Annotated in this window: 18 protein-coding genes and 2 pseudogenes; all 20 read left to right on the top strand. The window is 40.7% G+C overall.

Going from position 1 to position 9,635, the window contains the following annotated elements:
* Positions 1–281: pseudogene (rplB, locus tag RYK12_RS09680) on the top strand (50S ribosomal protein L2); the annotation flags it as partial.
* Positions 282–384: 103 nt separating this feature from the next.
* The gene (gene rpsS / locus RYK12_RS09675) at positions 385–666 is read left to right on the top strand and encodes a 30S ribosomal protein S19 (protein WP_000533766.1); all 282 of its coding nucleotides are present in this window, start codon (positions 385–387) and stop codon (positions 664–666) included.
* Positions 667–677: 11 nt separating this feature from the next.
* Positions 678–1,022, top strand: a complete 345-nt coding sequence (gene rplV / locus RYK12_RS09670; protein ID WP_000818137.1) for a 50S ribosomal protein L22 — start codon at positions 678–680, stop codon at positions 1,020–1,022.
* Between the two features lie 12 nt (positions 1,023–1,034).
* Positions 1,035–1,688: a 30S ribosomal protein S3 gene (rpsC, locus tag RYK12_RS09665; protein WP_000529936.1), complete on the top strand. Its 654-nt coding sequence runs from the start codon at positions 1,035–1,037 to the stop codon at positions 1,686–1,688.
* A gap of 3 nt (positions 1,689–1,691) precedes the next feature.
* On the top strand, positions 1,692–2,105 hold the full coding sequence (rplP, locus tag RYK12_RS09660) for a 50S ribosomal protein L16 (RefSeq protein ID WP_000960946.1): 414 nt from the start codon (positions 1,692–1,694) through the stop codon (positions 2,103–2,105).
* A 9-nt stretch (positions 2,106–2,114) separates the two neighbouring features.
* Positions 2,115–2,321, top strand: coding sequence for a 50S ribosomal protein L29 (gene rpmC / locus RYK12_RS09655; RefSeq protein ID WP_000772918.1), 207 nt, complete (start codon positions 2,115–2,117; stop codon positions 2,319–2,321).
* Positions 2,322–2,345: 24 nt separating this feature from the next.
* Entirely contained in the window at positions 2,346–2,606 is a 261-nt protein-coding gene (rpsQ, locus tag RYK12_RS09650; RefSeq protein WP_000440801.1) for a 30S ribosomal protein S17, read from the top strand.
* Positions 2,607–2,631: 25 nt separating this feature from the next.
* Positions 2,632–3,000: a 50S ribosomal protein L14 gene (rplN, locus tag RYK12_RS09645; RefSeq protein ID WP_000616545.1), complete on the top strand. Its 369-nt coding sequence runs from the start codon at positions 2,632–2,634 to the stop codon at positions 2,998–3,000.
* A 78-nt stretch (positions 3,001–3,078) separates the two neighbouring features.
* Positions 3,079–3,384 carry a 50S ribosomal protein L24 gene (gene rplX, locus RYK12_RS09640; RefSeq protein WP_000497691.1) on the top strand — a complete coding sequence of 102 codons (306 nt, stop codon included), beginning with the start codon at positions 3,079–3,081 and terminating at the stop codon, positions 3,382–3,384.
* 23 nt (positions 3,385–3,407) lie between these two features.
* Complete coding sequence (gene rplE, locus RYK12_RS09635; protein ID WP_000013542.1) at positions 3,408–3,950, top strand: 50S ribosomal protein L5; 543 nt, start codon at positions 3,408–3,410, stop codon at positions 3,948–3,950.
* 17 nt (positions 3,951–3,967) lie between these two features.
* Complete coding sequence (locus tag RYK12_RS09630; protein ID WP_001085697.1) at positions 3,968–4,153, top strand: type Z 30S ribosomal protein S14; 186 nt, start codon at positions 3,968–3,970, stop codon at positions 4,151–4,153.
* A 284-nt stretch (positions 4,154–4,437) separates the two neighbouring features.
* A complete protein-coding gene (rpsH, locus tag RYK12_RS09625) occupies positions 4,438–4,836 on the top strand; it encodes a 30S ribosomal protein S8 (RefSeq protein WP_000245504.1) in 399 nt (132 codons plus the stop codon).
* Positions 4,837–5,023: 187 nt separating this feature from the next.
* On the top strand, positions 5,024–5,560 hold the full coding sequence (rplF, locus tag RYK12_RS09620) for a 50S ribosomal protein L6 (protein WP_004269753.1): 537 nt from the start codon (positions 5,024–5,026) through the stop codon (positions 5,558–5,560).
* An 83-nt stretch (positions 5,561–5,643) separates the two neighbouring features.
* The gene (rplR, locus tag RYK12_RS09615) at positions 5,644–6,000 is read left to right on the top strand and encodes a 50S ribosomal protein L18 (protein ID WP_000624044.1); all 357 of its coding nucleotides are present in this window, start codon (positions 5,644–5,646) and stop codon (positions 5,998–6,000) included.
* Between the two features lie 17 nt (positions 6,001–6,017).
* On the top strand, positions 6,018–6,512 hold the full coding sequence (gene rpsE / locus RYK12_RS09610; protein ID WP_000874202.1) for a 30S ribosomal protein S5: 495 nt from the start codon (positions 6,018–6,020) through the stop codon (positions 6,510–6,512).
* Positions 6,513–6,525: 13 nt separating this feature from the next.
* Positions 6,526–6,708 carry a 50S ribosomal protein L30 gene (gene rpmD / locus RYK12_RS09605; RefSeq protein ID WP_000057241.1) on the top strand — a complete coding sequence of 61 codons (183 nt, stop codon included), beginning with the start codon at positions 6,526–6,528 and terminating at the stop codon, positions 6,706–6,708.
* Positions 6,709–6,852: 144 nt separating this feature from the next.
* Entirely contained in the window at positions 6,853–7,293 is a 441-nt protein-coding gene (gene rplO / locus RYK12_RS09600) for a 50S ribosomal protein L15 (protein WP_000766087.1), read from the top strand.
* Positions 7,294–7,305: 12 nt separating this feature from the next.
* Positions 7,306–8,616: a preprotein translocase subunit SecY gene (secY, locus tag RYK12_RS09595; protein WP_000465403.1), complete on the top strand. Its 1,311-nt coding sequence runs from the start codon at positions 7,306–7,308 to the stop codon at positions 8,614–8,616.
* 149 nt (positions 8,617–8,765) lie between these two features.
* Positions 8,766–9,404 (top strand): adenylate kinase, encoded by a 639-nt coding sequence (locus RYK12_RS09590; protein ID WP_001050436.1) that lies wholly within the window; start codon positions 8,766–8,768, stop codon positions 9,402–9,404.
* Between the two features lie 116 nt (positions 9,405–9,520).
* Positions 9,521–9,635 (top strand): annotated as a pseudogene (locus tag RYK12_RS09585) (translation initiation factor IF-1); the annotation flags it as partial.

Genomic DNA, 9,635 nt, shown 5'->3' with positions numbered 1-9,635 from the left:
TTGGAACTTGCCGTGCTACAGTTGGTGTTGTCGGAAATGAACAACATGGACTTGTAAACCTTGGTAAAGCAGGACGTAGCCGTTGGAAAGGTATCCGCCCAACAGTTCGTGGTTCTGTAATGAACCCTAACGATCACCCACACGGTGGTGGTGAAGGTAAAGCACCAGTTGGTCGTAAAGCACCATCTACTCCATGGGGCAAACCTGCTCTTGGTCTTAAAACTCGTAACAAGAAAGCGAAATCTGACAAACTTATCGTTCGTCGTCGCAACGAGAAATAATATTAAACTAGTCGCTTAAGCAACTAGTAAATCCGCCAGCTCGGTAGCGCTCCATAAGAGCGCAAGCCGCTGTGGTACAACATTTAAAGGAGAAAATATAAAAATGGGACGCAGTCTTAAAAAAGGACCTTTCGTCGATGAGCATTTGATGAAAAAAGTTGAAGCTCAAGCTAACGACGAAAAGAAAAAAGTTATTAAAACTTGGTCACGTCGTTCAACGATCTTCCCAAGTTTCATTGGTTACACTATTGCAGTTTATGACGGTCGTAAACACGTACCTGTTTACATCCAAGAAGACATGGTAGGTCACAAACTTGGTGAATTTGCACCAACTCGTACTTACAAAGGTCACGCTGCAGACGACAAGAAAACACGTAGAAAATAAGGAGAACATAAATGGCAGAAATTACTTCAGCTAAAGCAATGGCTCGTACAGTACGTGTTTCACCTCGTAAATCACGTCTTGTTCTTGATAACATCCGTGGTAAAAGCGTAGCCGATGCAATCGCAATCTTGACATTCACTCCAAACAAAGCTGCTGAAATCATCTTGAAAGTTTTGAACTCAGCTGTAGCTAACGCTGAAAACAACTTTGGTTTGGATAAAGCTAACTTGGTAGTATCTGAAGCATTCGCAAACGAAGGACCGACTATGAAACGTTTCCGTCCACGTGCGAAAGGTTCAGCTTCACCAATCAACAAACGTACAGCTCACATCACTGTAGCTGTTGCAGAAAAATAAGGAGGTAAAATCGTGGGTCAAAAAGTACATCCAATTGGTATGCGTGTCGGCATCATCCGTGATTGGGATGCCAAATGGTATGCTGAAAAAGAATACGCGGATTACCTTCATGAAGATCTTGCAATCCGTAAATTCGTTCAAAAAGAACTTGCTGACGCAGCAGTTTCAACTATCGAAATCGAACGCGCAGTAAACAAAGTTAACGTTTCACTTCACACTGCTAAACCAGGTATGGTAATCGGTAAAGGTGGTGCTAACGTTGATGCACTCCGTGCAAAACTTAACAAATTGACTGGAAAACAAGTACACATCAACATCATCGAAATCAAACAACCTGATTTGGATGCTCACCTTGTAGGTGAAGGTATTGCTCGTCAATTGGAGCAACGTGTTGCTTTCCGTCGTGCACAAAAACAAGCAATCCAACGTGCAATGCGTGCTGGAGCTAAAGGAATCAAAACTCAAGTATCAGGTCGTTTGAACGGTGCAGATATCGCCCGTGCAGAAGGATACTCTGAAGGAACTGTTCCACTTCACACACTTCGTGCAGATATCGATTACGCTTGGGAAGAAGCAGATACTACATACGGTAAACTTGGTGTTAAAGTATGGATCTACCGTGGTGAAGTTCTTCCAGCTCGCAAAAACACTAAAGGAGGTAAATAACCAATGTTAGTACCTAAACGTGTTAAACACCGTCGTGAATTCCGTGGAAAAATGCGCGGTGAAGCAAAAGGTGGAAAAGAAGTAGCATTCGGTGAATACGGTCTTCAAGCTACAACAAGCCACTGGATCACTAACCGCCAAATCGAAGCTGCTCGTATCGCCATGACTCGTTACATGAAACGTGGTGGTAAAGTTTGGATTAAAATCTTCCCACACAAATCATACACTGCTAAAGCTATCGGTGTGCGTATGGGATCTGGTAAAGGGGCACCTGAAGGTTGGGTAGCACCAGTTAAACGTGGTAAAGTGATGTTCGAAATCGCTGGTGTATCTGAAGAGATCGCTCGTGAAGCGCTTCGTCTTGCTAGCCACAAATTGCCAGTTAAATGTAAATTCGTAAAACGTGAAGCAGAATAAGGAGAAGGCATGAAACTTAATGAAGTAAAAGAATTTGTTAAAGAACTTCGTGGTCTTTCTCAAGAAGAACTCGCGAAGCGCGAAAACGAATTGAAAAAAGAATTGTTTGAACTTCGTTTCCAAGCTGCTACTGGTCAATTGGAACAAACAGCTCGCTTGAAAGAAGTTAAAAAACAAATCGCTCGTATCAAAACAGTTCAATCTGAAGCGAAATAATAGACTAGGGAAGGAGAAATTTCAATGGAACGCAATAATCGTAAAGTTCTTGTTGGACGTGTTGTATCTGACAAAATGGACAAGACAATCACAGTTGTAGTTGAAACAAAACGTAACCACCCAGTCTATGGTAAACGTATTAACTACTCTAAAAAATACAAAGCTCATGATGAAAACAATGTTGCCAAAGAAGGCGATATCGTACGTATCATGGAAACTCGTCCGCTTTCAGCTACAAAACGTTTCCGTCTTGTAGAAGTTGTTGAAGAAGCGGTCATCATCTAATCAAACCTGAAAGGAGAAAACTGAAATGATTCAAACAGAAACTCGTTTGAAAGTCGCAGACAACAGCGGTGCTCGCGAAATCTTGACTATCAAAGTTCTTGGTGGTTCAGGACGTAAATTTGCAAACATCGGTGATGTTATCGTGGCATCTGTAAAACAAGCTACTCCTGGTGGTGCGGTTAAAAAAGGTGACGTTGTTAAAGCAGTTATCGTTCGTACTAAATCAGGTGCTCGTCGTGCTGATGGTTCATACATCAAATTTGACGAAAATGCAGCAGTTATCATCCGTGAAGACAAAACTCCTCGCGGAACACGTATCTTTGGCCCAGTTGCACGTGAATTGCGTGAAGGTGGCTTCATGAAGATCGTGTCACTTGCTCCAGAAGTACTTTAATTTTTAGAAACAAACTAGTCCCCTGGATTTACCTCCAGGGTGCCCTTATGGGCGTAAGAAAAATCAAGGAGAAACCTAATGTTTGTAAAAAAAGGCGACAAAGTTCGCGTAATCGCTGGTAAAGATAAGGGAACAGAAGCTGTTGTCCTTACTGCCCTTCCAAAAGTAAACAAAGTTATCGTTGAAGGTGTTAACATCGTTAAGAAACACCAACGTCCAACTAACGAGCTTCCTCAAGGTGGTATCATCGAGAAAGAAGCAGCTATCCACGTATCAAATGTTCAAGTTTTGGACAAAAATGGTGTAGCTGGTCGTGTTGGTTACAAATTTGTAGACGGTAAAAAAGTTCGCTACAACAAAAAATCAGGCGAAGTGCTTGATTAATCACGAAGGAAAGGAGAAGTATAATGGCAAATCGTTTAAAAGAAAAATATCTTAATGAAGTAGTTCCTGCTTTGACAGAACAATTCAACTACTCATCAGTGATGGCTGTGCCTAAAGTAGATAAGATCGTTTTGAACATGGGTGTTGGTGAAGCTGTATCAAACGCTAAAAGCCTTGAAAAAGCTGCTGAAGAATTGGCACTTATCTCAGGTCAAAAACCACTTATCACTAAAGCTAAAAAATCAATCGCCGGCTTCCGTCTTCGTGAAGGTGTTGCGATCGGTGCAAAAGTTACCCTTCGTGGTGAACGTATGTACGAATTCTTGGATAAATTGGTTTCAGTTTCACTTCCACGTGTACGTGACTTCCATGGTGTTCCAACAAAATCATTTGATGGACGTGGAAACTACACACTTGGTGTGAAAGAACAATTGATCTTCCCAGAAATCAACTTCGATGACGTTGACAAAACTCGTGGTCTTGACATCGTTATCGTAACAACTGCTAACACTGACGAAGAGTCACGTGCATTGCTTACAGGCCTTGGAATGCCTTTTGCAAAATAATATAGGAGGTAAATCTAATGGCTAAAAAATCAATGATTGCTAAGAACAAACGTCCAGCGAAGTTCTCTACTCAAGCTTATACTCGTTGTGAAAAATGTGGTCGTCCACATTCAGTTTACCGCAAATTTAAACTTTGCCGTGTTTGCTTCCGTGAATTAGCTTACAAAGGACAAATTCCTGGTGTAACAAAAGCATCTTGGTAATTTAAGATATCAAGGGCGTCAAAACTCTAAGTGAAAATAGGAAACTTGACGAAGAAACTGAAGTTTCTAGGAAAGTTTATCTTTTTCACACAGAGTTTAGCCCGGGTTCAGTTGGGCTTGCCAATTTGAACACGAGCTACAGCTTTGGCAAAAAAGACCAATTTTCTTTGGAGCATCGCTCCTGCATCAAATTGCCTATTTTTGCTCTTGCTGTTACGCTCTTTGTATCATGTATTAACTAGCAAGTGCAACTTGCAAACTACTAGTAAGAGGAGAAAAACAAAATGGTTATGACTGACCCAATCGCAGACTTCCTAACTCGTATTCGTAACGCTAACCAAGCTAAACACGAAGTACTTGAAGTACCTGCATCAAACATCAAAAAAGGGATTGCTGAAATCCTTAAACGCGAAGGTTTTGTAAAAAACGTTGAAATCATCGAAGATGACAAACAAGGCATCATCCGTGTATTCCTTAAATACGGACCAAACGGTGAAAAAGTTATCACTAACTTGAAACGTGTTTCTAAACCAGGACTTCGTGTCTACAAAAAACGTGAAGACCTTCCAAAAGTTCTTAACGGACTTGGAATTGCTATCCTTTCAACTTCTGAAGGTTTGCTTACTGATAAAGAAGCACGCCAAAAGAATGTTGGTGGTGAGGTTATCGCTTACGTTTGGTAATATTTAGCTCCCAATTTCTTTGTGCCTCTTCGTTATCGTCTCTTGCCTAACCCAAAGTTATTCCTGCGAGATGATGCCTAGATTCACTTTGAAATTGAAACCTAAATGTTCCTTTAAATCGAGGAATCGATTTAACCCCGTGAAAACTGGCCGTTCTGGCCTGACAATCTAACAGGAGAAAATAAACATGTCACGTATTGGTAATAAAGTTATCGTGTTGCCTGCTGGTGTTGAACTCACTAACAATGACAACGTTGTAACTGTAAAAGGACCTAAAGGAGAACTTACTCGTGAGTTCTCAAAAGATATTGAAATCCGTGTGGAAGGTACTGAAGTAACTCTTCACCGTCCAAACGATTCAAAAGAAATGAAAACTATCCACGGAACTACTCGTGCCCTTTTGAACAACATGGTTATTGGTGTATCAGAAGGATTCAAGAAAGAACTTGAAATGCGCGGGGTTGGTTACCGTGCACAACTTCAAGGATCTAAACTTGTTTTGGCTGTTGGTAAATCTCATCCAGACGAAGTTGAAGCTCCAGAAGGAATTACTTTTGAACTTCCAAATCCAACAACAATCGTTGTTAGCGGAATTTCAAAAGAAGTAGTTGGTCAAACAGCTGCTTACGTACGTAGCCTTCGTTCACCAGAACCATATAAAGGTAAAGGTATCCGTTACGTTGGTGAATTCGTTCGCCGTAAAGAAGGTAAAACAGGTAAATAATGTTGAGTGGTTGATTCTCAACCACCAACCTATTTTCCAACTTTGTGCATAGCACACGATTTAAAACTAAAGAGGTGAAAACTGTGATTTCAAAACCAGATAAAAACAAACTCCGCCAAAAACGCCACCGTCGCGTTCGCGGAAAACTCTCTGGAACTGCTGATCGCCCACGTTTGAACGTATTCCGTTCTAATACAGGCATCTACGCTCAAGTGATTGATGACGTAGCGGGTGTAACGCTCGCAAGTGCTTCAACTCTTGACAAAGAAGTTTCAAAAGGAACTAAAACTGAACAAGCCGTTGCTGTCGGTAAACTCGTTGCAGAACGTGCAAACGCTAAAGGTATTTCAGAAGTGGTGTTCGACCGCGGTGGATATCTATATCACGGACGTGTGAAAGCTTTGGCTGATGCAGCTCGTGAAAACGGATTGAAATTCTAATAGGAGGACACTAGAAAATGGCATTTAAAGACAATGCAGTTGAATTAGAAGAACGCGTAGTTGCTGTCAACCGTGTTACAAAAGTTGTTAAAGGTGGACGTCGTCTTCGTTTCGCAGCTCTTGTTGTTGTTGGTGACCACAACGGTCGCGTAGGATTTGGTACTGGTAAAGCTCAAGAAGTTCCAGAAGCAATCCGTAAAGCAGTAGATGATGCTAAGAAAAACTTGATCGAAGTTCCTATGGTTGGAACAACAATCCCACACGAAGTTCTTTCAGAATTCGGTGGAGCTAAAGTATTGTTGAAACCTGCTGTAGAAGGTTCTGGAGTTGCCGCTGGTGGTGCAGTTCGTGCCGTTGTGGAATTGGCAGGTGTGGCAGATATTACATCTAAATCACTTGGTTCTAACACTCCAATCAACATTGTTCGTGCAACTGTTGAAGGTTTGAAACAATTGAAACGCGCTGAAGAAGTTGCTGCCCTTCGTGGTATTTCAGTTTCTGATTTGGCATAAGAAAGGGGATAAAATGGCTCAAATTAAAATTACTTTGACTAAGTCTCCAATCGGACGCATTCCATCACAACGTAAAACTGTTGTAGCACTTGGACTTGGCAAATTGAACAGCTCTGTTATCAAAGAAGATAACGCTGCTATCCGTGGTATGATCACTGCAGTATCTCACTTGGTAACAGTTGAAGAAGTAAACTAATGAATTTTTAGGGGATGTGCACTATACCATCCCCTAAAACTAGATATAGTCATCTATGATGACGTCGTATAGGCGAGTTGATGGGGGAGACAACCTTTTCTCCCTTATCGGCGCTAGCATTTTACAAAAGAGGAGAAAATAAAAATGAAACTTCATGAATTGAAACCTGCAGAAGGTTCTCGTAAAGTACGTAACCGCGTTGGTCGTGGTACTTCATCAGGTAACGGTAAAACATCTGGTCGTGGTCAAAAAGGTCAAAAAGCTCGTAGCGGTGGCGGAGTTCGCCTTGGTTTTGAAGGTGGACAAACTCCATTGTTCCGTCGTCTTCCAAAACGTGGATTCACTAACATCAACGCTAAAGAATACGCAATTGTGAACCTTGACCAATTGAACGTCTTTGAAGATGGTGCTGAAGTTACTCCAGTTGTTCTTATCGAAGCAGGAATTGTTAAAGCTGAAAAATCAGGTATTAAAATTCTTGGTAACGGTGAGTTGACTAAGAAATTGACTGTGAAAGCAGCTAAATTCTCTAAATCAGCTGAAGAAGCTATCACTGCTAAAGGTGGTTCAGTAGAAGTCATCTAAGAGAGGTGACCTATGTTTTTTAAATTATTAAGAGAAGCTCTTAAAGTCAAGCAGGTTCGATCAAAAATTTTATTTACAATTTTTATCGTTTTGGTTTTTCGTATCGGAACTAGCATTACAGTGCCCGGTGTGAATGCCAATAGCTTGAATGCTTTAAGTGGATTATCCTTCTTAAACATGTTGAGCTTGGTGTCAGGGAATGCCATGAAAAACTTCTCAGTTTTTGCTCTTGGTGTTAGTCCCTACATTACAGCCTCTATCGTTGTCCAACTCTTGCAAATGGATATTTTACCCAAATTTGTAGAGTGGGGTAAACAAGGGGAAGTAGGTCGAAGAAAATTAAATCAAGCTACTCGTTATATTGCTCTTGTTCTAGCCTTTGTGCAATCTATCGGGATTACAGCTGGTTTTAATACTTTGGCTGGAGCTCAATTGTTGAAAACAGCTCTTACACCACAAGTCTTTATCATGATTGGTATCATCTTAACAGCTGGTAGTATGATTGTGACTTGGTTGGGAGAGCAAATTACAGATAAGGGATACGGAAATGGTGTTTCTATGATTATCTTTGCCGGGATTGTTGCCTCAATTCCAGAGATGATTCAAGGCATCTATGTTGACTACTTTGTGAACGTCCCAAGTAGCCGTATCAACTCATCTATCATTTTCGTAATCATTTTGATTATTACTGTATTGTTGATTATTTATTTTACAACTTATGTTCAACAAGCAGAATACAAAATTCCAATCCAATATACTAAGGTTGCACAAGGTGCTCCATCTAGCTCTTACCTTCCTTTGAAAGTAAACCCTGCTGGAGTTATCCCTGTTATCTTTGCAAGTTCGATTACTGCAGCGCCTGCGGCTATTCTTCAGTTTTTGAGCGCCACAGGTCATGATTGGGCTTGGGTAAGAACAGCACAAGAAATGCTGGCAACAACTTCACCAACTGGTATTGCTATGTATGCTTTATTGATTATTCTCTTTACATTCTTCTATACGTTTGTACAGATTAATCCTGAAAAAGCGGCAGAAAACCTACAAAAGAGCGGTGCTTATATCCACGGAGTTCGTCCTGGTAAAGGTACAGAAGAATATATGTCTAAACTTCTTCGTCGTCTTGCAACTGTTGGTTCTCTCTTCCTTGGTGTGATTTCTATTTTACCGATCGTGGCAAAAGATGTTTTCGGACTTTCAGAAGCAGTTGCTTTTGGAGGAACTAGTCTTTTGATCATTATCTCTACAGGTATTGAAGGAATCAAACAATTGGAAGGTTACCTATTGAAACGTAAGTATGTTGGTTTCATGGACAGAACAGAATAAAAGCATTTACTGAATCAGTAAATGCTGAGGGAGTGGAGGTTTAACTCTAACATTAGTGAGAGTTTGGTCTCCCCTCTTCTATTTTGTTTTTAAATAGGGGTGAAAAGACTTTTTGCTTCTATTTAAAAATAAAATAAGGAGATCAAATCATGAATCTTTTGATTATGGGCTTACCTGGTGCAGGTAAGGGAACTCAAGCAGCAAAAATCGTAGAACAATTCCATGTTGCACATATCTCAACAGGTGATATGTTCCGCGCTGCTATGGCAAATCAAACTGAAATGGGTGTTCTTGCTAAGTCATACATTGACAAGGGTGAATTGGTTCCTGACGAAGTTACAAATGGGATCGTAAAAGAACGTCTTTCACAAGATGATATTAAAGAAACAGGATTCTTGTTGGATGGTTACCCACGTACAATCGAACAAGCTCATGCCTTGGACAAAACATTGGCTGAACTTGGCATTGAACTAGAAGGTGTCATCAACATTGAGGTGAACCCTGACAGTCTCTTGGAACGTTTGAGTGGTCGTATCATCCACCGTGTAACTGGAGAAACTTTCCACAAGGTCTTTAACCCACCAGTTGACTATAAAGAAGAAGATTACTACCAACGTGAAGATGATAAACCTGAGACAGTAAAACGTCGTTTGGACGTTAATATTGCTCAAGGGGAACCAATCATTGCTCACTACCGTGCCAAAGGTTTGGTTCATGACATCGAAGGTAATCAAGATATCAATGATGTCTTCTCAGATATCGAAAAAGTATTGACAAATTTGAAATAAAGCGTTTTTCACACTTGCAAAAATCCGCTACAAATGTTATACTGAGATAGTCTGACTTATAATTGTTGTCTCTGTGTCTAGAGGCATCGAATCGAAATTTATGGAGGTGCTTTTGCGTGGCAAAAGACGATGTGATTGAAGTTGAAGGCAAAGTAGTTGATACAATGCCGAATGCAATGTTTACGGTTGAACTTGAAAATGGACATCAGATTTTAGCAACAGTTTCTGGTA

The sequence above is a fragment of the uncultured Streptococcus sp. genome (assembly GCF_963518475.1).
In the GTDB taxonomy this organism is placed as follows: Bacteria; Bacillota; Bacilli; order Lactobacillales; family Streptococcaceae; genus Streptococcus.
The sequence above is the reverse complement of the archived record's forward strand: the minus strand, read 5'-3'. Positions and strand labels throughout refer to the sequence as shown.

Excerpts from the sequence above, each read along its gene's own strand:
- rpsS (WP_000533766.1), top strand. The coding sequence starts at position 385 with ATGGGACGCAGTCTTAAAAAAGGACCTTTCGTCGATGAGCATTTGATG.
- rpsQ (WP_000440801.1), top strand. The coding sequence starts at position 2,346 with ATGGAACGCAATAATCGTAAAGTTCTTGTTGGACGTGTTGTATCTGAC.
- RYK12_RS09590 (WP_001050436.1), top strand. The coding sequence starts at position 8,766 with ATGAATCTTTTGATTATGGGCTTACCTGGTGCAGGTAAGGGAACTCAA.
- rpsH (WP_000245504.1), top strand. The coding sequence starts at position 4,438 with ATGGTTATGACTGACCCAATCGCAGACTTCCTAACTCGTATTCGTAAC.
- RYK12_RS09630 (WP_001085697.1), top strand. The coding sequence starts at position 3,968 with ATGGCTAAAAAATCAATGATTGCTAAGAACAAACGTCCAGCGAAGTTC.
- rpmC (WP_000772918.1), top strand. The coding sequence starts at position 2,115 with ATGAAACTTAATGAAGTAAAAGAATTTGTTAAAGAACTTCGTGGTCTT.
- rpsE (WP_000874202.1), top strand. The coding sequence starts at position 6,018 with ATGGCATTTAAAGACAATGCAGTTGAATTAGAAGAACGCGTAGTTGCT.
- secY (WP_000465403.1), top strand. The coding sequence starts at position 7,306 with ATGTTTTTTAAATTATTAAGAGAAGCTCTTAAAGTCAAGCAGGTTCGA.
- rplN (WP_000616545.1), top strand. The coding sequence starts at position 2,632 with ATGATTCAAACAGAAACTCGTTTGAAAGTCGCAGACAACAGCGGTGCT.
- rplF (WP_004269753.1), top strand. The coding sequence starts at position 5,024 with ATGTCACGTATTGGTAATAAAGTTATCGTGTTGCCTGCTGGTGTTGAA.
- rplO (WP_000766087.1), top strand. The coding sequence starts at position 6,853 with ATGAAACTTCATGAATTGAAACCTGCAGAAGGTTCTCGTAAAGTACGT.
- rpmD (WP_000057241.1), top strand. The coding sequence starts at position 6,526 with ATGGCTCAAATTAAAATTACTTTGACTAAGTCTCCAATCGGACGCATT.
- rplE (WP_000013542.1), top strand. The coding sequence starts at position 3,408 with ATGGCAAATCGTTTAAAAGAAAAATATCTTAATGAAGTAGTTCCTGCT.
- rplX (WP_000497691.1), top strand. The coding sequence starts at position 3,079 with ATGTTTGTAAAAAAAGGCGACAAAGTTCGCGTAATCGCTGGTAAAGAT.
- rplV (WP_000818137.1), top strand. The coding sequence starts at position 678 with ATGGCAGAAATTACTTCAGCTAAAGCAATGGCTCGTACAGTACGTGTT.
- rplP (WP_000960946.1), top strand. The coding sequence starts at position 1,692 with ATGTTAGTACCTAAACGTGTTAAACACCGTCGTGAATTCCGTGGAAAA.